General features: G+C 68.6%; 23 protein-coding genes. 9 read left to right on the forward strand and 14 right to left on the reverse strand.

Annotated features, from left to right (window positions below):
- Window positions 1-12: 12 nt before the first annotated feature.
- The gene (locus tag ACIA58_RS04500) at window positions 13-858 is read left to right on the forward strand and encodes an intradiol ring-cleavage dioxygenase (protein ID WP_396402183.1); all 846 of its coding nucleotides are present in this window, start codon (window positions 13-15) and stop codon (window positions 856-858) included.
- Window positions 855-2600 carry an FAD-dependent oxidoreductase gene (locus tag ACIA58_RS04505; RefSeq protein ID WP_396402184.1) on the forward strand — a complete coding sequence of 582 codons (1746 nt, stop codon included), beginning with the start codon at window positions 855-857 and terminating at the stop codon, window positions 2598-2600. The genes ACIA58_RS04500 and ACIA58_RS04505 overlap by 4 nt, the downstream gene beginning before the upstream one ends.
- Here the strand turns inward: ACIA58_RS04505 and ACIA58_RS04510 are convergent.
- The 4 genes from ACIA58_RS04510 to ACIA58_RS04525 all read right to left on the reverse strand — a co-directional run bounded on the left by ACIA58_RS04510 (window position 2597) and on the right by ACIA58_RS04525 (window position 5310).
- Window positions 2597-2782 carry a hypothetical protein gene (locus ACIA58_RS04510; RefSeq protein ID WP_130442589.1) on the reverse strand — a complete coding sequence of 62 codons (186 nt, stop codon included), beginning with the start codon at window positions 2780-2782 and terminating at the stop codon, window positions 2597-2599. The genes ACIA58_RS04505 and ACIA58_RS04510 overlap by 4 nt on opposite strands.
- A 136-nt stretch (window positions 2783-2918) precedes the next feature.
- Complete coding sequence (locus ACIA58_RS04515) at window positions 2919-4076, reverse strand: alpha-amylase family glycosyl hydrolase (protein WP_396402185.1); 1158 nt, start codon at window positions 4074-4076, stop codon at window positions 2919-2921.
- The gene (locus ACIA58_RS04520; protein WP_396402186.1) at window positions 4066-4260 is read right to left on the reverse strand and encodes a hypothetical protein; all 195 of its coding nucleotides are present in this window, start codon (window positions 4258-4260) and stop codon (window positions 4066-4068) included. Before ACIA58_RS04520 ends, ACIA58_RS04515 begins: the two co-directional genes overlap by 11 nt.
- A gap of 423 nt (window positions 4261-4683) precedes the next feature.
- Entirely contained in the window at window positions 4684-5310 is a 627-nt protein-coding gene (locus ACIA58_RS04525) for a TrmH family RNA methyltransferase (protein ID WP_396403307.1), read from the reverse strand.
- Between the two features lie 60 nt (window positions 5311-5370).
- On the opposite strand from ACIA58_RS04525, the gene ACIA58_RS04530 reads away from it, so the two are divergent.
- Window positions 5371-6081 (forward strand): DedA family protein, encoded by a 711-nt coding sequence (locus ACIA58_RS04530; protein WP_396402187.1) that lies wholly within the window; start codon window positions 5371-5373, stop codon window positions 6079-6081.
- A gap of 3 nt (window positions 6082-6084) precedes the next feature.
- On the opposite strand, the gene ACIA58_RS04535 is transcribed toward ACIA58_RS04530, so the two are convergent.
- From ACIA58_RS04535 to ACIA58_RS04560, 6 genes are all read right to left on the reverse strand, one after another.
- Window positions 6085-6495 carry a hypothetical protein gene (locus ACIA58_RS04535; RefSeq protein ID WP_396402188.1) on the reverse strand — a complete coding sequence of 137 codons (411 nt, stop codon included), beginning with the start codon at window positions 6493-6495 and terminating at the stop codon, window positions 6085-6087.
- 94 nt (window positions 6496-6589) lie between these two features.
- Window positions 6590-9571: an AfsR/SARP family transcriptional regulator gene (locus ACIA58_RS04540; protein WP_396402189.1), complete on the reverse strand. Its 2982-nt coding sequence runs from the start codon at window positions 9569-9571 to the stop codon at window positions 6590-6592.
- 216 nt (window positions 9572-9787) lie between these two features.
- The gene (locus tag ACIA58_RS04545; RefSeq protein ID WP_396402190.1) at window positions 9788-10684 is read right to left on the reverse strand and encodes a LemA family protein; all 897 of its coding nucleotides are present in this window, start codon (window positions 10682-10684) and stop codon (window positions 9788-9790) included.
- A gap of 40 nt (window positions 10685-10724) precedes the next feature.
- Window positions 10725-11453: a DUF3137 domain-containing protein gene (locus ACIA58_RS04550; RefSeq protein WP_396402191.1), complete on the reverse strand. Its 729-nt coding sequence runs from the start codon at window positions 11451-11453 to the stop codon at window positions 10725-10727.
- A complete protein-coding gene (gene pyrE / locus ACIA58_RS04555; RefSeq protein ID WP_350865334.1) occupies window positions 11453-11998 on the reverse strand; it encodes an orotate phosphoribosyltransferase in 546 nt (181 codons plus the stop codon). The genes ACIA58_RS04550 and pyrE overlap by 1 nt, the downstream gene beginning before the upstream one ends.
- 212 nt (window positions 11999-12210) lie before the next feature.
- Window positions 12211-12831 (reverse strand): class E sortase, encoded by a 621-nt coding sequence (locus ACIA58_RS04560; RefSeq protein WP_396402192.1) that lies wholly within the window; start codon window positions 12829-12831, stop codon window positions 12211-12213.
- An 84-nt stretch (window positions 12832-12915) separates the two neighbouring features.
- Between ACIA58_RS04560 and tdh the strand changes: the two genes are divergently transcribed.
- Together tdh and ACIA58_RS04570 are read left to right on the forward strand one after the other, a co-directional pair.
- Window positions 12916-13965 (forward strand): L-threonine 3-dehydrogenase, encoded by a 1050-nt coding sequence (gene tdh / locus ACIA58_RS04565; RefSeq protein WP_396402193.1) that lies wholly within the window; start codon window positions 12916-12918, stop codon window positions 13963-13965.
- Window positions 13966-13976: 11 nt separating this feature from the next.
- Window positions 13977-15149, forward strand: coding sequence for a glycine C-acetyltransferase (locus tag ACIA58_RS04570; RefSeq protein WP_396403308.1), 1173 nt, complete (start codon window positions 13977-13979; stop codon window positions 15147-15149).
- On the opposite strand, the gene ACIA58_RS04575 is transcribed toward ACIA58_RS04570, so the two are convergent.
- Window positions 15118-15996: a hypothetical protein gene (locus tag ACIA58_RS04575; protein ID WP_396402194.1), complete on the reverse strand. Its 879-nt coding sequence runs from the start codon at window positions 15994-15996 to the stop codon at window positions 15118-15120. The genes ACIA58_RS04570 and ACIA58_RS04575 overlap by 32 nt on opposite strands.
- Window positions 15997-16151: 155 nt before the next feature.
- On the opposite strand from ACIA58_RS04575, the gene ACIA58_RS04580 reads away from it, so the two are divergent.
- Together ACIA58_RS04580 and ACIA58_RS04585 are read left to right on the forward strand one after the other, a co-directional pair.
- On the forward strand, window positions 16152-17237 hold the full coding sequence (locus tag ACIA58_RS04580; protein ID WP_396402195.1) for a winged helix DNA-binding domain-containing protein: 1086 nt from the start codon (window positions 16152-16154) through the stop codon (window positions 17235-17237).
- A 62-nt stretch (window positions 17238-17299) separates the two neighbouring features.
- Window positions 17300-18124 (forward strand): aldo/keto reductase, encoded by an 825-nt coding sequence (locus ACIA58_RS04585; RefSeq protein ID WP_396402196.1) that lies wholly within the window; start codon window positions 17300-17302, stop codon window positions 18122-18124.
- On the opposite strand, the gene ACIA58_RS04590 is transcribed toward ACIA58_RS04585, so the two are convergent.
- Window positions 18121-19023, reverse strand: a complete 903-nt coding sequence (locus ACIA58_RS04590) for a LysR substrate-binding domain-containing protein (RefSeq protein ID WP_396402197.1) — start codon at window positions 19021-19023, stop codon at window positions 18121-18123. The genes ACIA58_RS04585 and ACIA58_RS04590 overlap by 4 nt on opposite strands.
- Window positions 19024-19335: 312 nt before the next feature.
- Between ACIA58_RS04590 and ACIA58_RS04595 the strand changes: the two genes are divergently transcribed.
- Complete coding sequence (locus ACIA58_RS04595) at window positions 19336-20235, forward strand: LysR family transcriptional regulator (protein ID WP_396402198.1); 900 nt, start codon at window positions 19336-19338, stop codon at window positions 20233-20235.
- On the opposite strand, the gene ACIA58_RS04600 is transcribed toward ACIA58_RS04595, so the two are convergent.
- Window positions 20236-20901: an NAD(P)-dependent oxidoreductase gene (locus ACIA58_RS04600; RefSeq protein WP_396402199.1), complete on the reverse strand. Its 666-nt coding sequence runs from the start codon at window positions 20899-20901 to the stop codon at window positions 20236-20238. It lies immediately after the preceding gene.
- 81 nt (window positions 20902-20982) lie between these two features.
- Between ACIA58_RS04600 and ACIA58_RS04605 the strand changes: the two genes are divergently transcribed.
- Window positions 20983-21621: a TetR/AcrR family transcriptional regulator gene (locus ACIA58_RS04605; protein ID WP_396402200.1), complete on the forward strand. Its 639-nt coding sequence runs from the start codon at window positions 20983-20985 to the stop codon at window positions 21619-21621.
- Here the strand turns inward: ACIA58_RS04605 and ACIA58_RS04610 are convergent.
- A complete protein-coding gene (locus tag ACIA58_RS04610) occupies window positions 21572-22339 on the reverse strand; it encodes an SDR family NAD(P)-dependent oxidoreductase (RefSeq protein ID WP_396402201.1) in 768 nt (255 codons plus the stop codon). The genes ACIA58_RS04605 and ACIA58_RS04610 overlap by 50 nt on opposite strands.
- Window positions 22340-22387 lie beyond the last annotated feature (48 nt).

The raw sequence follows: 22387 nt of genomic DNA on the forward strand, positions 1-22387 counted from the left end.
CGAGGAGACCGGATGGATCTGCAAGGCGATGACCTGACCGAGGCCGTGGTGGCCAGCTTCGACGGCAGCGCGAGCGAGCGCTACAAGGACGTGATGAGCGCCCTCGTCCGCCACCTGCACGCGTTCGCGCGGGAGGTGGAGCTGACCGAGGACGAGTACTTCACCGCGATCGACTTCCTCACCCGGACCGGTCAGATCTCCACCGGCACGCGGCAGGAGTTCGTGCTGCTGGCCGACGTACTCGGACTGTCGATGCTCACCGTCGGGCTCGGCAACCGCAAGCCGCCCGAAGCGACGCAGTCGACCGTGTTCGGCCCGTTCTTCGTCGAGGGATCGCCCGAGGCGCAGCTCGGCGACGACATCGCGAACGGCGCCCCCGGGCAGCCGTGCCTGGTGAGCGGCAAGGTCCTCAACACCAAGGGCGAGCCGATCCCGGGCGCGCTGGTCGAGACCTGGCAGGCCGACGAGGACGGGTTCTACGACGTACAGAAGGATCTGGACGGCCCGCAGAACCGGGCGCATCTGACGACCGATGCTGAAGGCAACTACCGGTTCTGGGCGGTGAAGCCGGTCGCGTACCCGATCCCCGACGACGGCCCGGTCGGCGAGCTGCTGCGGGCCGGCGGCCGCGGTCCGATGCGCCCGGCCCACATCCATTTCATGGTCACCGCCCCCGGCTACAGCCGGCTCATCACGCATGTCTTCGCGGCGGGTGACGAGTACCTCGACACGGACGCGGTCTTCGGGGTCAAGCAGTCGCTCATCGCGGACTTCACCGAACATCACGACGACGGGAAGACCTACTACACCGTCGACTACAACTTGGTGCTCGCCACCACCGAGGAGACGCAGCAGTGATCACGACAGACGTCCTCATCGTCGGCAGCGGCCCCGCCGGCGGCGCCGCCTCCCTCTTCCTGTCCACGTACGGCGTCGACAACATCGTCCTGACCCGGTACGGCTGGACCGCGAACACGCCCCGCGCGCACATCACCAACCAGCGCACGATCGAGCTCATGCGCGACATGGGCATCGAGGACCAGATCATCGACAACGGCACCGCCCACGATCTGATGGGGCAGACGGCCTTCTGCACCAGCCTCGCGGGCGAGGAGATCGGCCGGATCCGCACGTGGGGCACGCATCCGCGCCGGCTCGCCGACTACACCGAGGCGAGTCCCTGCCTGCCGTGCGACCTTCCGCAGACGATCTTCGAGCCGATCCTCGTCAGTACGGCGGCCAGCCGCGGCGCTCAACTCCGCCTCAACACCGAGTACGTGTCACTCGAGCAGGACGACGACGGTGTCACGGCGACCGTGCGCGATCGGCTGAGCGGCACGACGTACCAGATCCGGGCGAAGTACCTGATCGGCGCGGACGGCGGGCGCAGCAAGGTTGCCCAGGACATCGAGCTGCCGATGGCCGGAGCAATGGACATCGAGGGTTCGATGAACATCGTCTTCGAGGCCGACCTGAGCCGGTACGTCGCCCATCGCCCGAGCGTCCTGTACTGGGTCCTGCAGCCGGGCGCGCAGATCGGCGGGATCGGCGCCGGCCTGGTCCGCATGGTCCGCCCGTGGAACGAATGGCTGATCGTCTGGGGCTACGACATCAACCAGCCCGCCCCGGTGGTCGACGAGGCGATGGCGACCGAGATCGTGCACAACCTGGTGGGCGACGACACCATCGACGTGAAGCTGAAGAGCACGTCGGTCTGGAGCGTCAACCACATGTACGCAGAGAAGACGTCCAAGGGCCGCGTGTTCTGTATGGGCGACGCGATCCACCGGCACCCGCCGAGCAACGGACTCGGCTCGAACACGTCGATCCAGGACGCGTACAACCTGGCGTGGAAGCTCGCACTGGTCGTGAAGGGCCAGGCCTCCCCCGGCCTGCTGGACACCTACGACGACGAGCGGGCGCCGATCGCGAAGCAGATCGTCGACCGCGCCAACAAGAGCCGCAACCAGTTCGGGCAGATCTTCCGCGCGCTCGGGATGACGCCGGACGCGCCGGGCGGGCGGACGATCGAGTCCCGCAAGGACGACACTCCCGAAGGCGCCGCCCAGCGCGAGGAGCTGCGGCAGGCTATCGAGCTGAAGGACTACGAGTTCAACGCGCACGGCGTCGAGCTCGGCCAGCGCTACAAGTCGTCCGCGGTGATCACGGACGGTACGACCGAGCCGCCGTACGAGCGGGATCACGAGCTGTACTACCACCCCACCACCTGGCCGGGCGCCCGGATCCCGCACTGCTGGCTGACCCGAGGCAGCGAGACCGTCAGCACGCTCGACGTGGTCGGCAAGGGCCGGTTCACGCTGCTCACCGGCATCGGTGGCGATGCGTGGGTGAAGGCGGCGCAGTCGGTGTCCGAGCACCTCGGCGTACCGATCGAGCCGTACGTGATCGGGCCCGGTCGTGAGCTGGACGACCTGTACGGCGACTGGGCGCGGGTGCGCGAGATCCCGGACGACGGTTGTCTCCTCGTCCGGCCGGACGCGCACATCGCCTACCGCTCGTTCGAACAGCTCGACGACCCGACGGATGCGCTGCAGCAGGCGGTCCGCGCGGTACTAGGGGTGCCTGACGGCTCCGCCTAAGCCGCGGAGGACGCTTCTGAGCGGAGGATCTGGTCGAGGATCGCCGAGATCTCCGCGGTCTCGGCGTCCAGCAGGGTGATCAGCGCGACCCGCGACGTCTCCGTGCGCGCCTCCAGAGCCGCCGCGCTCAAGGCGCGCACGGTCCCCAGCTCGTGTATCAGTTCGTCCCACAGAGCGTTCATCAACAAACCCCCATGATTCCCGTCGCAAACCCAGTACGACATGCTTGATGCACGCCGAGCCCCCCGAGTTGGGGCTGACTTTGGTCGAGAAGCCTCACTTCTGTCATCAGGTACAACGCGCCACCCCGGCCGCACGTTACGGATGTGTCAAGAATTTCCAGCTGTGCGGCGGAACGACGACCGCGTCCTCGACCGGGAACTCCGCATCCGAGTCCGAGACATTGAGCAGGAGCAGCACCCATTCGTCGTCGTGGCGAGCACGCAGGGCGATGGACTCATTGGTCACATGCTCGACCGTCGTCCGGGCGCGGGTGAGCCACGAGTGGCGTCGCCGTAAGCCGATCAGCTCCTGGTGCAGGCGGTACGTCGGCCAGCCCTCCGGTGCGAGCCCGTCAGGCGTATCCGGGAACGGCGGGCGGATCACGTCGTCCCCGCCGGCACGGTCCTCCTTCAGCCCATGGAACGCCTGCTCGTCACCGGAGTAGATGCTCGGTACGCCGCCGACCGCGAACAGGATCGCCAGCGCGTGCCCGAGATGCCGCTCGTCCTCGAGACGGGTCGCAAGCCGGGTCACGTCGTGGTTGCCGACGAACGTCTGCGGGACGAAGGTGTCGAGGAGCGCGTTGTGCCGGCCGAGCGCGTACGAGAGCTCGAAGAAGTTGCGGTCGTTGAGAGAGCTCCAGATCGCCTTCCACAGTTCGTACTGCGTGACCGAGTCGAGCCCGCTCTTCTCGACATACCCGGCGTAGTCGCCGTGGATCACCTCACCGAAGTACCAGGCGTCACGGTCTCGCGGCAGCACGGCCCGCCAGAACTCGGGCGGGACCGCGTACGCGACGTCGAGACGCCAGGCATTCACGCCGCGGTCCAGCCAGTGGCGCAGCACGTCGCCGACGTACTGCGCGACGGCTGGGTTGCTGTGGTCGAGGGCGACCAGGTGCTCGTGGCCCTCGAAGGTAGCGCCGTCGCTGCGAAGCCACTCCGGGTGGGCGAAGGAGCGGGCGACGTGGTTGAAGACGCCGTCGAGGGCGATCCGCAGGCCGCGGTCGTGCGCCTTGGCGACCAGGCGATCGAAGTCGACGTCGCCACCGAGGCGTGGATCGATGCGCAAGTGATCGATGGTGTCGTAGCCGTGCGTCTCGGAGGCGAAGATCGGACCGAGCAGCAGACCGTTGCAGCCCAGCTCGATCGCATAGTCGAGCCAGTTCTCCAGGTGCGCCAGGCGGACCTCGGCGTGATCGGCGGTGAAGCCGAGGGGGTAGATCTGCCACCAGATCGCGTGGTCAGCCCACATTTCTTCTCCTCAACAGCAGAGTAGGAACGATCGCGATCAGGCAGCCGATCACGGTGTCGATGAGCCGGTACCCGACGGTCGAGAGCTTGACGGTCGCGTAAGCAGCGTAGTTGCGTTCCTTCAGCAACGGCCGCATTCCGGCAAGAACGCTGCCGCCTGCCACGATGCCCCACGACGCCCGCACAGGTCCCGACGCAACACTCTGTTGCCCGCAGCAACAATCCACCACGACGGCGTACCACGATCACCTCACCCACCGCTCCAAGGCCACTTTGGGCGCCGGCCAACCATAAGAGCGGCCCGCGAACGGTTGGTACGCGCACAAGGTGCGGGATGGCCAGGGCACCGAGGGACGCGAAGGAGGTGTGGATCAGGTGGTTGGTGGTGGGGCGGTTGCGGGCTGAGCGGACGGGCAATGGGCTGCGGAGTACGGGCGTCGCCGTGCTGGGGCAGCTGCACCCACCGCCGGCACACGATCGACGGACCGCGGCCGCGAATTGCTCATGCAACACGTGCAGAGCTCCGATGACTGGCTGGCCGAAGCCATCGAGGAGCGGCTCAATCCGACCGAGCGCGCGGTACTGCAGCTAGCCGCGGGGATCCTCGATCAACTGCTCGACGGCTGACCGAAGGTGTGGCGGCGGATCCAGGCGTGCATGGCGATCGCGGCCGCTGCGCTCGCGTTGATGGACCGGGTCGAGCCGAATTGTGCGATGGAGAGGACAGCTGTGCAGATCTCGTGGGCCTCAGCTGTCAGCCCAGGGCCCTCCTGACCGAACAGCAGCACACATTCGCGCGGTAGGTCGTAGGTCTCGAGCGGGACCGAGCCGGGCAGATTGTCGATTCCGAGGACCGGCAGCCCGCGCTCGTCGGCGTACGACGCGAGGTCGGCGAGGGTCGGCTGGTGGCGGACGTGCTGGTACCGGTCGGTGACCATCGCGCCGCGGCGGTTCCACTTCCGGTTGCCGACGATGTGGACCTCCGAGGCGAGGAACGCGTTTGCCGTCCGGACCACCGAGCCGATGTTCAGATCGTGCTGCCAGTTCTCGATCGCGACGTGGAACGGGTTCCGCTGCTGGTCCAGGTCCTCGACGATCGCCTCGAGCTTCCAGTACCGGTACTTGTCCACGACGTTGCGGCGATCGCCGTGCGCGAGCAGCTCCGGGTCCAGCCGCGGGTCGTCCGGGCGGTCACCCTCCCACGGACCGACGCCGACCTCGCTCGGCCCGACCATGTCCGCACCCCGAAGGTCGCTGCTCAGCTCATGCACAGGTCGGGACGCTACCCTGTCCGCGTGCTTCCTATCGTCGCGATGCTGATGCCGAACTGGATGGACCCGGAGTACCTCCTGAACTGGATGGGTAACTGGGCCCTCTGGGGCACGCTCGTTGTGGTGTTCATCGAGTGCGGGTTGTTGTTCCCGATCCTGCCCGGTGACTCGCTGCTGTTCGCCGTCGGCCTGTTCATCGCGCGCGGCACCATCGACGTACCTCTCTGGCTGGCCTGCGTGCTGCTGACCGTCGCGGCGTTCCTCGGCAATGTGTCCGGCTACTACATCGGACGAGTCCTGGGTACGTCGCTGTTCCGCAACCCGAACGCCCGCTTCCTGAAACCGCAGTACATCGAGCACACGCACGAGTTCTTCGAGCGGTACGGCCCGCGCGCGCTGGTGATGGCCCGCTTCGTCCCGATCGTCCGGACGTTCATCACGATCGTCGCCGGCGCCGGGAAGATGGAGCCGCGCAAGTTCTTCCTCTGGACCGGTGTCGGCGCGCTGATCTGGGCGCCGGGCATCACGCTGCTGGGCCATGCGCTCGGCAACGTCGAGTTCATCCACGACCACCTGGAGTCGGCGCTGATCCTGCTGGTCCTGGTCTCGCTGATCCCGATGGTCATCGAGTACGTCCTGGCCAAGCGCCGCAACCGCCCCAACGGCTCAGGCGGTTCCGGCGGCTCTGATGCGGCGAAGCACGCGGCGCCGAAGCACGCCGTCCCCAACGACTGAAGGTCAGTGGCCGAACGGGAAGTGTGGATCCGACCACACGCAGTCGGTGCTGAGTAGCGACAGTTCGGCGATCTCGACCGGGCCGGTCAGCAGTGGGCCGACCACCTGACCGGAGCCGAGTGAACACGCCACCCGGATCCGGTCTGCCGCCTGGTACCAGACCAGCGCCCCCCGTGGCGCCGCCCCTTCACGGAGCAGGTCGTGGTGGTTGAGCCAACCAACCGCGTCGGCCGCATCGTGCCAGCCGCTGTCGTGCGCATAGCCGAACGCCATCCGCTGGAACTTCAACGGCCAGTCCTGCCAGGCCGCCGAGCCAACCCGTTCCAGCTGCCAGTTCAGCGCCGCCTCACTGTCCCGCGGGTTAGCCACCCGCGGGACGTTCCGGCGCTCCACGGCAACCTCCCCCCAGGCCATAGGTGTGTTCCTCCCCGATCCCCCGTCCTCGGCCGGTGTGCCGTGGCATGATCGAATCCTGGCTGGCCCCGATACAGCCGCCGTACATTGCTTCTCAGCCGGCCGCTACGCCCGCTTCGGATCCGGCCAGCAACCGTCGGCACTCGCTTGCGGCGGCATCGTTGCCCGCCTGCTGCCACACGCGGGCGGCGCGCTCGAGGGTACGGCGGGCGTGGTCGAGGCTGCCCGTGGACAGGTAGAGCTCGCCGAGGTGCTGCGCGGCCTCCCCCTCGACACTGCGATCGCCCAACCGGTGGCCGATGTCGATCGCATCCAGCAACGTCTTCCGGGCCGCGGCGACCTCACCGCGCTCCATCAGCGCCTGCCCGAGCAGCGCCCGGGTGTACGCCGCACAGTGGTCGTCGCCCATCCCGTCGAAGATCGCCAGCGCCTTGCGCACCTGCCGCACGGCCTCGTCGTGCCGTCCTTGCCGGACGCGGAGCGCTGCGATGCGGCGTCGTACCTTCGCCTCGCGGTGCGCGTCGGCACGGCGTACGGCGATCAGGAACGCCTGGGCGAGGAGACTCCGTGCGGTGTCGAGGTCGCCGCGGACCAGATACACGTTCGCCGCGGCGGTCCGTGCCAGCGCCTCGGCGTTCGCGTTGCCGTCCTCGACGAACGCCTCGATCGCCTTCTCGTACTGCGCGAGCCCCTCGTCGCGCTGCCCGCGTTCCCGCAGCCAGGTACCGAGTCCGACGGCCGCGACACCTTCGCCTAGCCGGTCGCCCACCTCGGCGAACACCTCCGCGGCCGCGTCGAAGTGCCGCCGCGCGGTGTCCCAGTCGTCCTGGTAGACGGCGAGCTGGCCAAGATTGCGGTGCATGATCGCCTCGCCGCGCCGGTCCCCGCACTCGATGGCGCTCTGCAGACCCTGCTGGTGCGAACCGTTCCAGTCGTCGAATCCGGCTCGCAGGTCCAGGTACGGCCCCCAGGCCGCAGCGATCCGCCAGGCGTGGTCGTGCAACCCGTTCTGCGCCGCGGCCCGGATCGCCGGCACGAAGGTACTGCGCTCGCTGTCCAACCAGGCGATCGCATCGGCCTCGGTGAACGGCGACGGGTCCGGAGCCGTCAACGGGCCGGTGTGCTCGAGGACGCCGAAGTACTCGAAGGACAATGCGTCGTTGGCCCGGCGGATCTTGTTGAGGATCGCCTCGACGACGGTCTCGACGTCCCGGACCGCCTGCGCCTTTTGTTCGTCGTCGCCGACCCCGAGCGCGTGCAGCCGCAGCAGGTCGTGGACGCGGTAGCGCGCCGTACCGCGATGGTCGACCGAACTGATCCGGACCAGGTTGACCTCGATCAGCCGGTCCAGACTGCGCCGTACGGCGGCCGGCGACGCGACTGCCTCCAACGCACGGGCCGAGAAGACGCCGACCGCGAAGTGGCCGATCAGCCGGTACAGCCGGGCCTCCTCCGGACTGAGCGCGCCGTAGCTCAGGTCCGCACTGGTCCGTACGGCGAGCTCGCCGATGCTCAGCTCGTCCAAGCGCGAGGTCTCGTCCCGCAACCGCCGAGCCAGCTCCCGCGCGCTCAGATCGGGCCGTTGCGCCAGCCGGCTGCCGACGATCCGGATCGCCAGCGGCAGGTTCGCGCACGCGGTCAGGATCTCCTCGGCTTCCGGCGAGGACGCGTCGATCCGCCCTGACCCGGCGACCGATGACAGCAGTACGGCGGCTTCGCGGTCGTCGAACGTGTCGAGCGGCATGGAGTCCGCCCCGGCCAGGTCCATCAACCGGTTGCGACTCGTCACTACTACTGCCGAGGCGCCGGTACCGGGCATCAGCGGCGTGACCTGACCGGCCGCGGCGACGTCGTCGAGGATGATCAGCACCCGGCGACTGGCCAGCTCGGAACGCAGCATCGCGGACCGCCGCTCCGCGTCCGTCGGGATCGCATAGTCAGGCAGATTCAGGCTGAGCAGCAGATCGGTCAGCGCGGCGGCTGGATCGCGCGGATGCGTCGCGCCGTGCATGTCCAGGTAGATCTGCCCGTCCGGGAAGTGTTCCCGGACCAGATGGCCGAGCCGAACGGCCAGGGAGGTCTTCCCGGTCCCAGGCGCTCCTGAGATGACCGCGATCGGTGGACGCACCGGGTCACGGCCGCAGACCAGATCCCGCAGCTGCTCCAGATGACCCTGCCGGCCGCTGAAGTCAGCCAGGTCGAGCGGCAGCTGGCTCGGCGGCCGGACCGGATCGGTCAGCTCGGGCGCGGCCATCGGTCCGGGTGGCGTGGCCGGTCCGGGGCGCTCCGCCGTACGGTCGGCAGGGATGCCTGGGTTCGGCCAGTTGGCGGAGCGGCCGTTCTCGGCCCGGGCACCGGCCGCCTCGAGCTCCGAACCGGGCTTGATGTCGAGCTCGTCCGCGAGCGTCTGGACTGCCTTCTGGTACGCCGCCCGCGCCTCGCCGACCCGACCGGCCGCGACCAGCGCGTCGACCAACCGCCGCCAGAGCTGCTCGTCGTACGGATCGTCGCTCAGGCGGGCACTCAGCAGTACGGCGGCACCGCTGGCGTCGCCGTGCTCGAGCCGCAGGTCCAGCAGGTTGTCGACCAGGCCGCGGTGCTGCGCCTCCAGGCGGGCGATCGAGCCCTCCCAGGCCGCGGGCATCGGCAGATCGTCGAGCGGACGGCCGCGCCAGAGGCCGTACGCGCGGGACAGGACCTGCATCGCCTGGCGACCGTCACCGGCGTCCCGCAGGTGACCGCCCTCGGCGAGCAGCGACTCGAACAGGCTGGCATCGAGCTCGTCGACGCCCACCTCGATGCTGTAGCCCGCGGCGGAGGTGTCGATCGGCGCGGGCAGCCCGGCGTCCTGCAGCACGCCACGCAGGGCGCGGACGTACGTCCGGATGTTCGCGGTGGCCGACCGCGGCGGACTGCTCTCCCAGAGCGCGTCAGCGATCAGGTCGGTCGAGACGAAGCGGTTGGGGTGCAGCAGCAGGGTAGCCAGCAGCTGGCGCGGTTTGGCGGCCTTCAGCGGCTGGCCCTGGACGTGGACGAGCCGCAGAGGTCCGAGGATCCCGTACCTCAGACTGTCCACTCGTCCGACCTCTCCACTCTTGAACCGGCCTATCGTGTCATCCGGTCGCACCTTGCGGAAGCCCGATGTACGCCGGATGTATCTCGCTGCGGCACTGTTGACACAGGTACCGGGGGGAGGGCAGGCCCGGGCGTGGCGACTTGACCGCCGTCACTCCGGGTCTGGCACTGGGAGAGAGTCCGGGGTCGGGGGTCCTGGGCTACGGGGATCCGGTGCCTACTGGCCACCGGTGAATGGCGGCTGACCGTCCTGCGGCGCGGGGGAACCCGCAGGCGGCCCGCCCACCGGTGGCTCTCCCTGCCCCTGGTACTGCCCCGGCTGCTGGTACTGGCCGGGCGGCGGGTACTGACCCTGCTGGCCCTGCTGCTGACCCTGCTGGCCCTGGTACGGCGGCTGCGCCGGGGGCTGCTGGTAGCCGCCCGGGATCGGCTGCGGCGGTGCCTGGTAGTTGCCCTGGTCCCCCGGCATCTGCGGGTGGATCTGCCCCGACGACGGCGCACCAGGCTGCATCTGCGGCGGCGCCTGCTCGCCGGCGACCGAGCCGATGGTGCCGAACGACACCTGCGGTACGGCGCGGACCTGCTCGTCCTTGACCTCGAAGTACCCGGCCTTCTCGAACTTGAAGCCGCCCGCGATCAGGTTCGACGGGAAGGCCTCGATCCGGGTGTTGTAGTCGCCGACGTTCGCGTTGTAGAACCGGCGGCCGGCCGCGATCCGGTCCTCGGTGTCGGTCAGCTCACGCTGCAGGCCGAGGAAGTTCTGGTTCGACTGCAGCTGCGGATACTGCTCGACCGAGATCATCATCTGCCGCAGCGCGCCGGACAGCTGGCCCTCCGCCGCGGCCCGCTGCTCCGGGGTCGCGCCCTGCACGTTCACAGCCTGGGTACGCAGCCGGGCGACCTCCTCGAACACGTGCCGCTCGTGCGCGGCGTACGCCCGGACGGTCTCGACCAGGTTCGGGATCAGGTCGTACCGGCGGTGCAGCTCGACGTCGATCTGCCGCCAGGACTCCTGGATCAGGTTCCGTTGCTTGACGAACCGGTTGTACGACGTGATCAGCATGATCGCCAGAATGACGATCACCGCAACGATCACGATGATGACCCAAACCATGACGAGCTCCCGAGGGTTGGCAGTGCTGCTGCCAGCGACTCTACGGGTAGGGGGTGTCGCCGTGGGCTTGCTGCGGTCGGGGGTCGATGCCGGCGTAGTCGCGCCAGACGTACGGCGGGACGTTGCCGATCACCTGCTGGAGCAGGTCGAGGCGGCTCATCAGCTGGTTCGGGTCGTGGTCGCCCTTGCTCCAGCCGACCAGCGAGTTCCCTTCCAGGCGCCAGCCGATCTCACCGCGGGCGAGCAGCAGCTCCATCATCCGCGGCGTCACCACGGCGTGCCCGAACCGCTCGTCGTCGGCCTTGACCCGGAACGCCCGGTTGAACTGCTCGCTCTCGAACTGGATGTCGCGGAAGCCGAACGCGTTCGCCACCGCGCCGCCGAAGATCCCCTCGTGCGTCACCTCGAGATGCGGCAGGGCGCCGGGCAGCTGCATGACCACCACACCGAAGCGGTGCGTGGTGGTCCGCCGCTGGCCGCGCCCGTTGGTCGTGTGCGTCTGGTAGCTGTAGTCGAAGGCAACCATCGGGTGCCCGTTGTACGGACCCGACAGCACGTTCTTGACGTGCCAGTTGTCGCCGGTCTGGAACGGTGTACCCGACCACTGACCTGCGAGCGAGGGGTTGGACGGCACGTACGACCAGCCTTGCTGCGCGGCGAGACCGGAGAACTGTTCGCGGCGCTTCTTCTCCCGGTAGTAGTTGACGAAGAAGAGGCCGACACCGACGACCACGGCCACCGCTACGAGCAGAATGGTGCTGCTCTGCATCAGCTGAGCCCCAGGTCGTCGAGACCGAACACCGTCCGGTACTCCAGGCCTTCCGCCTCGACCCGCTCCTGGGCGCCGGTCGACCGGTCCACGATCACCGCGACCGCGACCACCTCGGCGCCGGCCTCGCGCAACGCCTCGACCGCGGTCAGCACCGATCCCCCTGTCGTCGAGGTGTCCTCGACCGCGAGCACCCGGCGGCCCTTCACGTCCGGCCCCTCGATCCGCCGCTGCAGACCGTGCGTCTTCTCTGCCTTCCGTACGACGAAGGCGTCGAGGGTGCGGCCCTGCTGGGCAGCGGCATGCAGCATCGACATCGCGACCGGGTCCGCGCCGAGGGTCAGTCCGCCGACGGCGTCGTACTCCAGGTCCTTGGTCAGCTCGAGCATCGCCGGGCCGATCAGCGGCGCCGCGGCCGCGTCCAGCGTGATCCGGCGCAGGTCGACGTAGTAGTCGGCTTCCTTGCCCGATGCCAACGTCACGCGACCGTGCACGATCGCCTTGCTTTTGACCTGCTCCAGCAGTCCGTCCCGGTCGTAGCTCATGGCCCCAGAGCCTAGGCGACCCCCCGTCCACCGCCCCCGAGCCCCTTGCGCCATTCGAGTGGTGAACCACGCAAATGGCCCCTTCACCGCCCGCATGCGTCGGTGGAAGGGGCGGGCTAAGGGGTTCACCTCTGAAATGGCGGAGGCGGGGCGGGCGGAAGCTCTGAGCGCGAGGCGGTTGGAGCGGGGCGGTGGGGATGGCGCGGGTCACTTCACGACTTCTTGCTCACCTTGACCAGGTGGCCGAACGCGACCGAGCGGTCCGGGGAGTGGAACAGGTCCTGGCAGGTGGTGAGGGTGATGATCGACTTCGCCGGGGCGTCGCGCTTGCCGGGGACCGGGTCGAGGACCCACGTGTCGGTCGGCTTGACGGTCAGGTCGCGGGGCGAGCCGTCGAGCTCATAGGTGTAGACGGCGTCCTGCGTCTCGACGACGACCTGGTCGCCCTTCTGCAGCTCGAGCAGCTTGCGGAACGGCGAACCGTGCGTGACCCGGTGCCCCGCGATCGCGAAGTTGCCCGCCTGGCCCGGGAGTTGGGTCTGTGGATAGTGGCCGATGCCGCGGGCCAGGTCGTCCGCGTCGACCCCTTCGACGATCGGCTTCTCCCAGCCGGCGCCGAACTTCGGGATCCGCAGGAGGACGAAAGGCTTCCCGGCCGATGGCTTCACAACGGCTGCGGGAGCTTTCCACTGGTTGCGGAGCGAGTCCTCGGCCTTGCCCATCTGGTGGTTCGAGCTGATGCCGGTACCGAAGTACTGCCAGCCGACCCACCCGAGCAACCCGAGCCCGGCAACGAGGAACACGATTCCGAGCCCTCTGACTACTCCCCGCATGTGGACAAGTATGCAGTTCGGCTGCAAAGGCTGTGTACGACGTGTCGATGGACGGGGATGGTTGCCCGGGACCACGATGTGGGCATGAAGGCGCTCGTGAAGGCCGAGGCGAAGCCCGGTCTGTGGTTGCAGGATGTTCCGGAGCCGAAGGTCGAGGCCGACGAGGTCCTGATCAGGGTGCTCCGCACCGGGTTGTGCGGCACCGATCTGCACATCCAGAACTGGGACCCCTGGGCGCAGAAGAACGTGCCGGTGCCGATGGTGACCGGGCACGAGTTCTGCGGCGAGGTGGTCGAGATCGGTCTCGGCGTCCGCGACGTCGCGGTCGGTGACCTGGTCAGCGGCGAGGGCCACCTGGTCTGCGGCCGCTGCCGCAACTGCCGGGCCGGCCGGCGGCACCTCTGCATCAAGACGCGCGGGCTGGGCGTCCACGTGCCTGGCGCGTTCGCGGAGTACGTCGCGCTGCCGGCCACCAACGCGTGGGTCCACAAGGATCCGGTCGACCTCGATGTCGCCGCGATCTTCGACCCGTTCGGCAACGCCGTACACACTGCTCTCTCGTTCCCGCTGGTCGGCGAGGACGTGCTGATCACCGGCGCCGGACCGATCGGGGTGATGGCCGCGGCGGTCGCGCTGCACGCCGGCGCGCGGAACGTGGTGATCACCGACCTCTCGGAGTACCGGCTCGACCTGGCCCGCAAGATCGGCGTCACCCGCGCGGTGAACGTGGCCGAGGAGACGATCGCGCAGGCGCAGCAGAGCCTCGGGATGCGCGAGGGGTTCGACGTCGGGATGGAGATGTCCGGGCAGCCGGCCGCGCTGCGCGACATGCTCGCGAACATGACCCACGGCGGGAAGGTCGCGATGCTCGGCCTGCCGTCGGACGAGATCGCGATCGACTGGAGCACGGTGGTGCTCAACATGCTCACGATCAAGGGCATCTACGGCCGGGAGATGTTCGAGACCTGGTACTCGATGTCGGTGATGCTCGAGCGCGGGCTGGACCTGACGCCGGTGATCACGCACCGGTTCGGGTACGGCGACTTCGAACGCGCCTTCGACGTGGCGCGACAGGGTCAGTGCGGCAAGGTGATCATGGACTGGACGGCTGAATCTCTGGAGGAGAAGCACTGATGTTCACACGGATGCGGGACGACCTGACGGCGACCATCGGCGAGATCCGGGACGCCGGGCTGTACAAGTCCGAGCGGGTGATCACCTCACCGCAGCAGTCGTTGATCTCAGTTGCTTCAGGCAACGAAGTATTGAACTTCTGTGCGAACAACTACCTCGGCCTGTCCGACCACCCGGACGTTGTCGCCGCGGCCAAGGAAGCCCTCGACCGGTGGGGCTTCGGGTTGTCCTCGGTGCGCTTCATCTGCGGCACCCAACAGATCCACAAGGACCTGGAAGGTGCCCTGAGCAAGTTCCTCGGCACCGAGGACACCATCTTGTACAGCTCCTGCTTCGACGCGAACGGCGGCCTCTTCGAGACCCTGCTCGGCGCCGAGGACGCGATCATCTCCGACGAGCTCAACCACGCCAGCATCATCGACGGCGTACGGCTGTCCAAGGCGCGACGTTACCGGTACAAGAACCGCGACATGGCCGACCTCGAGGCGCAGCTCAAGGACGCGGCCGACGCGCGGTACCGGCTGATCGCGACCGACGGCGTGTTCTCGATGGACGGGTACGTCGCCCCGCTGGACGAGATCTGCGACCTGGCCGAGCGGTACGACGCGCTCGTGATGGTCGACGACTCGCACGCGGTCGGCTTCGTCGGTTCGGACGGCGCCGGTACGCCGTCGTTGTTCGGCGTGAAGGACCGCGTCGACATCGTCACCGGCACGCTCGGCAAGGCGCTCGGCGGCGCGTCCGGCGGCTACGTCTCCGCCCGCCGCGAGATCGTCGAGCTCCTGCGGCAGCGCTCCCGCCCGTACCTGTTCTCGAACTCCCTGGCCCCGTCGGTCACCGCCGCGTCCCTGAAGGCGCTGGAACTGATCGGCAGCTCCAGCGCCCTGCGCGACAAGCTCGCCGCCAACACCACACTGTTCCGCACCAAGATGACCGAGGCCGGCTTCAACGTCCTCCCCGGCGACCACCCCATCTCCCCCGTCATGATCGGAGACGCCGCCGAGGCCGGCCGCCTGGCCGACAAGCTCCTCGACCTCGGCATCTACGTCATCGGCTTCTCCTACCCGGTCGTCCCCCAGGGCAAGGCCCGAATCCGGGTCCAACTCTCCGCCGCCCACTCCACCGAGGACGTAGAACGAGCCATCACCGCCTTCACCGAGGCCCGGGCGGCCCTGGCGGGGTAGCCGCCTCCGGACGCGGCTGTCCGAGGGCTTGTTCGAGCCGCGCGGCGACCGCGTCCAGGTCCTGCGGCATCGTGATCGGCGTGGCGGAGACCAGCAGGTTCTCGATGTCGCTGCGGGCTGCCCGGACGGCGTCCCGGAGGGTGCGGGCACGGGTGCCGGCGGCTTGATCGGGCGCCGACTGTTCGAGTGCGGTGAGCTTGTCCTCGGCCGTCACGACCCGGCTGGACTCGACGTTCCACGCGCCGGCGGCTTGCGCCGTCGAAGGCTGCCGGCGGAGCTCGGGCACGAGCACGCGGGCGAACCACGCCACCTCGTCCTCACCGGACGCGAGGTCGTCGCGCCAGGCCTGACGACGGCGTGACCTGACCATCAGCGGTATCCCCACCGCGAGCGCGACCGCGATCGCACCCAGTACCCACCACAGCCAGGTAGGCGCCCCGCCGGTCTCGGCCGAGGTGGGCTGTGTCGAGGAGGTGGTCGCCGCCGACGGCACGACCGACGCTGTCCGGGTCGCCGTGGTGGTCTCGGTCTGCGTGGCCTTCCTGGTCTCCGTGGCCCTGGTCGTCTCGGTTTCGGTAGCCCTGCTCGTCTCTGTCTTCGTCGCCCTGGTGGTCTCGGTCTCCGTCTGTGTCTTGGTCGTTCGGGAGGTCTCCGGCTCGGTTGGCGTGGACGTCGTTGCGGCCGGTTTCTCCGGGCGTTCGGGCGTACGGGTCGCGCTCGGGAGTGTTGCGGTCACCGACGGCGCCGAGGCCGGCGTACGCGTCGACGAGCCGGACGGCCGCTCACCGGACCCGCCACAAGACACGAGCAGGAACGCCGCCAGCACCAGACCAAGCGCTCGCATCATCAGTGGCCACCCCATCCCCTCCGGCTCGATGGTGCGCAGCTCGGGCTCTCACGACGAAGATCCCACCTCCGGCGCCAGGCCCGACTCATCCCGGCGGGGCGATATGCGGACGGCCCACTGCCCCACTTGTCGGTCCACACAGGCAGGATGTGAGCATGTCGGTTCTGAATGCGGTGGCGGTCAACAGGGCAACGCTGGCCAGGCAGCTGCTGCTCGAGCGGGCGAACGTCCCGGCGGTCGAGGTGGTCGCGCGGCTGGCGGGGATGCAGGGGCAGGAGCCCAAGCATCCGTACGTCGGGTTGTGGTCGCGGATCGACGGGTTCGAGGAGTCGGAGCTGGATCGGTCGGTCGAGGCGCGGGAAGTCGTCCGGGCGACCATGTTCCGGGGGACCTTGCATCTGGTGACAGCGGCGGATTATCTGCGGTTCCGGACCACCGTGAGTCCGGTGCTCGAGGCGGGGTTGAAGGTGCTCGGCGATCGGGGTGCGGGCCTCGAGCCGGACAAAGTCGTGGCGGCGGCGGAGAAGTTGCTCGCGAAGGAACCGCTGACATTCACCGAGGTGCGGGATGCGTTGCTGCAGCAGTTCCCCGAGGTGAACGAGCGGGCGCTCGGATTCTGCACGCGGATGCTGGTGCCGCTGGTGATGTATCCGGCGGACGTGCGCTGGTCCTGGACGGCCAACTCGCGGTTCACGCCGGCCGAGGAATGGATCGGGAAGAAGCTGCACAAGCGCGCCGAGCCGAAGGACCTGGTGACGCGCTACCTGCAGGCCTTCGGACCGGCCACGCCCGCGGACTTCCAGACCTGGTCCGGCCTGCAGAAGGCGAAGCCGCTGTTCGACGAGCTCGAGCTGGAGACGTTCACCGACGAGGCCGGCAAGACGTTGTACGACGTACCGGATGGGCCGCGGCCGGATCCCGACACCCCGGCGCCGGTGCGATTCCTGCCCGAGTTCGACAACGTGCTGCTCTCGCACGCGAAACGAGAGCGGATCATCGCCGACGAATACAAACCGGCCGTCTTCACCAAGAACCTCCGCGTCAAGGCGACGTACACCGTCGACGGCCTGGTCGCAGGGCTGTGGACGAGCGAGAAGAAGCGTGGTGTGGCGACTCTCACGCTCACGCCGTTCGGCAAGACGCTGAAGAAGACGCAGACCGAGCTGGAGCGGGAAGGCAGCGCGTTGATCCGGTTCCTGGAGCCGGATGCGAAGACCCACGCAGTGGTTACGTCCGGTTAATGAGGTTGTTGTCACACGTCGGATGACTGTGCCAGAAAGCCTTTGCCGGGTGGAATGGGCAGATGAGCACAGTCCCCTCCATCACTCTGGACAACGGCGTCGAGATCCCGCAGCTGGGCCTGGGGGTCTGGCAGGTCGAGGACGACATCGTCACCGATGTGGTGACCACGGCGTTCGAGACCGGCTACCGGCACATCGACACCGCCGCGGCGTACCGCAACGAAGCCGGCGTCGGGCGGGCGATCGCCGCGTCCGGCCTACCCCGTGACGAGCTGTTCATCACGACCAAGCTGCAGAACGGTGATCAGGGCTACGACTCGACGCTGGCGGCGTTCGACAAGAGCATCGAGCAGCTCGGCGTCGAGTACGTCGACCTGTACCTGATCCACTGGCAGTGCCTGAAGAAGGACAAGTACGTCGACACCTGGAAGGCGTTCGAGCAGCTGTACGCCGACAAGCGGGTGCGCGCGATCGGCGTCTCGAACTTCCACGAGCCCGCGCTGCGGCGGATCTTCGAGGAGACCACGATCCGCCCGGCGGTGAACCAGATCGAGCTGCACCCGGCGCTGCCGCAGGACGAGCTGCGCGCGTTCAACGCCGAGAACGACATCGTCACCGAGTCGTGGAGCCCGCTGGCCTCCGGCGAACTGGTGGACAACGCGGCGCTGAAGACGATCGGCGCGAAGTACGGCAAGTCCGCCGCTCAGGTGATGATCCGCTGGCATCTGCAGCTCGGCAACGTGGTGATCCCGAAGACCCGGACCGCGAGCCGGATCAAGGAGAACTTCGAGGTCTTCGACTTCCGCCTGGACAACGACGACATGGCGACGATCGCCGACCTCGAGACCGGCGTCCGCACCGGCGGCGACCCGGACGTCTTCGGCTAGAGGCCCTGAACCAGTTCGAGGAAGCGTCCCAGGACTGGCGAGCGGTTGTCCGGCGACCAGGCTACGGAGAGTGGCCACGGTGGTAGGTCGTCGGACAACTCGCGGTAGACCACGGCGTCCGGGTTGGTCGGTGGGGTCGGGCTGATCAGCAATGAGACGCCGAGCCCGGCCGCGACCAGCGACACGATGGTCTGCACGTCGGCGGCTTCCTGCTCGATCCGCGGGGTGAATCCGGCCGCCCGGCAGAACCCGATGATCGTGTCGTGTACGACGGGCCCGCTCGGCCGCGAGTAGAACACGAACGGCTCGTCCGCAAGGTCCATCAGCCGGAGCCGCTTGCGCCGGGCCAACCGATGCCGCGCCGGCAGCACCGCCATCAGCGAATCCTCGGCGACCACCCGGGACACCAACCCCGGCGTCAGCCGCACCACCGTCGTCGCGCCGGCCGGCGCCGTCGGGCGCAGCAGGCCCACGTCGATGCGCCCGTCCCGCAGCGCCTCGGTCTGCCGAAGCGTCGTCCACGACTCGAGATCGAGAACGATCTCGGGATACGTCCGCCGGAACGCGCCGAGAATCTGAGGCAGCGGCTCGAAGGTTGCCGACTGCACGAATCGCAGCCGCAGTGTCCCGAGCTCACCGCGTTGCGTCCGCTGCGCCGCGCGGACTGCCTCGTCCGACCGGCGCAGCAGGTCCTGAGCCTCGGCCAGGAACGTCGCCCCGGCAGCCGTCAGGACGAACCGCCGCTTCACCCGGGCGAACAACTCGACCCCGAGGTCGTGCTCGAGCGCGGCGATCTGCCGGCTGAGCGACGGCTGCGTCAGGTGCAGTCGCGTCGCAGCGCGCCCGACGTTCATCTCCTCGGCCACGACCACGAACGACCTGAGCTGGCGTAGTTCCATGACCTCAATCATGCACCAGACACATCAACTCCGCGCAGAACTTTCATTGGACGTATCAAGGCCACGGTTCTTAGTGTCGAAGGGTCGAAAGGAACACCATGCTTTACGTACCGTTCTCCGTGATCAAGTCGATCCACGAAGAGACTCACTCCGCCATGCCGGACGCCCCGATCCGGCCATATGTCCCGAAGCGCCACCCCGCCCGCGACGCTGTACGGCGCTGGCGGGAACGCCGGACCCCGCGCCCCGTCGAACTGACCCTGATCGCATCTCCGGCCGAACCGATCGGCGGGCTGTGCGAAGCTGAGGTTCGTGATCGAGGTACGACGCCTGAGGGTGTTGCGCGCGCTTGCTGACCACGGGACCGTGACCGCGGCGGCCGAGGTGCTTCATCTGACGCCCTCGGCCGTCTCGCAGCAACTGGCCGCGCTGGAGTCGGAGGTCGGCCAGGAGCTGCTCGAACGCCGCGGCCGCCGGGTCGCGATCACCTCCGCCGGCCGTCTGCTCCTCGAGCACACCGACACGATCCTCACCGAGGTCGAGCGCGCCGAGGACGCGATGCGCCTGCACGCGAACGGCGCCAACGGCGAGGTCCGCGTCGTCGCCTTCGCCACCGCGATCACCCTGCTGGTCGCCCCCGCGCTGCCCCGGCTGCGCGAGACGACCCCCGGCCTGGACCTCGTCGTCCGGGATGCCGAGGGCCACCAGGGCATCACCTACCTGCTCGACGGCGACGCCGACCTCGCGATCGCGGTCGAGCACCGCGGCTCACCTCGCCCGGACGACCGGCGCCTGGTCCGGATCCCCTTGTACGCCGAGCCTTTCGTCGCCGTACTGCCGCCGACCCACCCGGCCGCGGACCACGACACGATCGAGCTCGCCATGCTCGCGGACGACGGCTGGGTGATGACCGCGCCCGGCAACCCGATCCGCGACGTGGTCGTCCTGGCGTGCGAGCAAGCTGGATTCCAGCCGCGGATCGTCCACCAGTCCGACGACTTCCGCGCCGTCGCCGCCCTGGTCGCGGCCGGCGGCGGGGTCTCGCTCGTCCCGCGCCTCGCCGTACCGGAGCCGACGCTCGCCGTGATCCGACCGCTCCGCGATCCGGCGCCGACCCGGCGGGTGTACGCCGCCGTCCGCGCGAGCCGGGCCGATCACCCGCTCATCACCGCGACCCTCGACGTCCTGACCGAGGTCGCCGAGAAACTGTAGTCAGTTGGAGATCACCACGGTCTTCCGGATGAGCTCGGCGTCGTCGACGGCCCTGAGCAGGTACGCCGCGACGTCGGCTCGGGTCATCGAGAATCCGCCCCGCACCGTCCCCGCGGTGTTGCTGCGGAACTTCCCCTTCGCCGCCCCGTTGGTCAGCCGCGGCGGACACACGATGGTCCAATCCACGTCGCCGGCCCGCACCAACTCCTCCATCCGGCGAGCATCCGCGAACGATTCCCGCAGGATCCGCTGCAGGATCGGCTTCACGACGTACTTCGTGAACGGGTCGTCACCCGTGCTGTGAATGCCGGCCACACTCACCACAAGGAACCGCCCGGCGCCGTCCATTGCTTGCAGGATGCTTCGAGCGCCGTCCGTCAGAACGCTGCTCGACCCGGACGGTCGCGGCCCGAGCGTGGACAACACCGCGTCGCTTCCCTCCAGGATCGGCGCGATCGCCAGCGGGTCCATCACGTCGGCCGTCACCACATTGGTCAGCCCGCCGGCGACCCCGGCCCGCGCCGCGACCAGCCGGAGCTCGGGCAGGGCTACCTGGAGACTCGACCCCTCACGCACGACCGCCGTCACCGCATGCCCGGCCGCCACTCCCTGGCGCACCAGCTCGGTCCCGATCCGGCCCGACGCCCCGAAGACCACCAGCTTCATCGTCAACCCCTCCAGGTTAGTAAACACTCACTCACCATGGTTAGTGAACACTCACCAACCTGTCAAGATAGGCTGCCGTCCATGGGGACCAGAGACGACATCCTGGACGCGGCCGCGGAAGTGCTGCGGACGCAGGGGTTCGCGCGGGCGACGACCAGGTCGATCGCCCAGGTCGCCGGGTACTCCGAGGCCGCGCTCTACAAGCACTTCGCGGACAAGGCCGCGATCCTGCTCGCCGTCATGCACGAGCGGATGCCCCAGCTCCCCGGCTCACTGATGGAGCTGATCAGCAACCCCGGCGCCGGGACGGTCCGCGCCAACCTGACCCGACTGGCCCGCACGGCGATCGACTTCTACGTCGAGGGCTTCCCGATCCTGGTGTCGTTGTTCTCGTCGCAGGAATTGCTCACCGCGCACCGCAACCGCCTCCACCAGCTGAACGCGGGGCCGCACAAGGCGCAGGAGGGCCTGGTCCGCTACCTGCGTGAAGAGCAGAAGCTCGGCCGCATCCGTCGTACCGCCGACGTCGGCGCTGCTGCCGCACTGCTCTTCGGAGCGTGTTTCCAGCGCGGCTTCGAGGTCAACTTCGCCGGCCTGACCCCCTCCGACGAGGAGCACAACAGGTACGCCGGGGCGCTCGCCAAGACGCTCTACGAGTCCCTGCAGCCGATCAAGGCCGACGCCGGCCGTCCAGGCCCACGGTCGACACCCGCGCGATGAGCGCCCGCGGGATGAAGCGGGTCGCGGCGACGATCAGCTGGTAGCGGCGGCTGGGGATCGAGATCGGCTTGCCGCGCATCAGGTCCTTCCAGGCTGAGTCGACCAGATCGGTCGCGTCCAGCCACATGAACGACGGGATCAGCGACTTGTCCATCCCCATCCGCTCGTGGAACTCGGTGTGCACGAAGCCTGGGCACAACGCCATCACGGCGACCCCCTTGGCGTGCAGCTCGAGCGCGAGGCCGGCCGAGAAGTTCGTCACCCACGCCTTGTGCGCGCTGTAGACGTTGCGCTGCAGGAACCCGGCCACCGACGACACGTTGATCACCGCACCCGAGCCCCGCTCGATCATCGGAAGCACCGCGGCATGCGTCAGTCGCAGTACGACGCGAACGAGGAGATCCAGCTGCTTCTCCTCGACCTCGACCGGGTTGGCCCAGAAGGGCTTCTTCTGCCCGAAGCCGGCGTTGTTCACCAGTACCTCGATCGGACCGGTACGGAACCGCTCCTCCACCCGGGCCAGATCGTCGGGGTCGGTCAGGTCGGCGGCAAGCACTTCGCACTCGACACCGTGCAGCCGGGTCAGGTCGGTGGCGACCTCCTTGAGCATCGCCTCGTCCCGCGACACCAGCACCAGGTCGTACCCCTCCAGCGCCAGCTTGTCCGCGAACGCACGGCCGATCCCGGTCGCCGGCCCGGTGACAAGCGCAGTCGGCATGATCTCCGTCCTCCCGTAGGTACCGCCCTCAGTCTGTCACCTACGCTG

The sequence above is a fragment of the Kribbella sp. NPDC051586 genome (assembly GCF_044453965.1).
Lineage (GTDB): Bacteria > Actinomycetota > Actinomycetes > Propionibacteriales > Kribbellaceae > Kribbella.

Bases quoted from the DNA above. Each gene is read 5' to 3' on its own strand.
- ACIA58_RS04500 (WP_396402183.1), top strand. From the start codon at position 13: ATGGATCTGCAAGGCGATGACCTGACCGAGGCCGTGGTGGCCAGCTTC.
- ACIA58_RS04510 (WP_130442589.1), bottom strand. From the start codon at position 2,782: ATGAACGCTCTGTGGGACGAACTGATACACGAGCTGGGGACCGTGCGC.
- ACIA58_RS04515 (WP_396402185.1), bottom strand. From the start codon at position 4,076: ATGTGGGCTGACCACGCGATCTGGTGGCAGATCTACCCCCTCGGCTTC.
- ACIA58_RS04525 (WP_396403307.1), bottom strand. From the start codon at position 5,310: ATGGTCGGGCCGAGCGAGGTCGGCGTCGGTCCGTGGGAGGGTGACCGC.
- ACIA58_RS04535 (WP_396402188.1), bottom strand. From the start codon at position 6,495: ATGGCCTGGGGGGAGGTTGCCGTGGAGCGCCGGAACGTCCCGCGGGTG.
- ACIA58_RS04545 (WP_396402190.1), bottom strand. From the start codon at position 10,684: ATGGTTTGGGTCATCATCGTGATCGTTGCGGTGATCGTCATTCTGGCG.
- ACIA58_RS04550 (WP_396402191.1), bottom strand. From the start codon at position 11,453: ATGCAGAGCAGCACCATTCTGCTCGTAGCGGTGGCCGTGGTCGTCGGT.
- pyrE (WP_350865334.1), bottom strand. From the start codon at position 11,998: ATGAGCTACGACCGGGACGGACTGCTGGAGCAGGTCAAAAGCAAGGCG.
- ACIA58_RS04560 (WP_396402192.1), bottom strand. From the start codon at position 12,831: ATGCGGGGAGTAGTCAGAGGGCTCGGAATCGTGTTCCTCGTTGCCGGG.
- tdh (WP_396402193.1), top strand. From the start codon at position 12,916: ATGAAGGCGCTCGTGAAGGCCGAGGCGAAGCCCGGTCTGTGGTTGCAG.
- ACIA58_RS04570 (WP_396403308.1), top strand. From the start codon at position 13,977: ATGCGGGACGACCTGACGGCGACCATCGGCGAGATCCGGGACGCCGGG.
- ACIA58_RS04575 (WP_396402194.1), bottom strand. From the start codon at position 15,996: ATGATGCGAGCGCTTGGTCTGGTGCTGGCGGCGTTCCTGCTCGTGTCT.
- ACIA58_RS04580 (WP_396402195.1), top strand. From the start codon at position 16,152: ATGTCGGTTCTGAATGCGGTGGCGGTCAACAGGGCAACGCTGGCCAGG.
- ACIA58_RS04585 (WP_396402196.1), top strand. From the start codon at position 17,300: ATGAGCACAGTCCCCTCCATCACTCTGGACAACGGCGTCGAGATCCCG.
- ACIA58_RS04590 (WP_396402197.1), bottom strand. From the start codon at position 19,023: ATGGAACTACGCCAGCTCAGGTCGTTCGTGGTCGTGGCCGAGGAGATG.
- ACIA58_RS04600 (WP_396402199.1), bottom strand. From the start codon at position 20,901: ATGAAGCTGGTGGTCTTCGGGGCGTCGGGCCGGATCGGGACCGAGCTG.
- ACIA58_RS04605 (WP_396402200.1), top strand. From the start codon at position 20,983: ATGGGGACCAGAGACGACATCCTGGACGCGGCCGCGGAAGTGCTGCGG.
- ACIA58_RS04610 (WP_396402201.1), bottom strand. From the start codon at position 22,339: ATGCCGACTGCGCTTGTCACCGGGCCGGCGACCGGGATCGGCCGTGCG.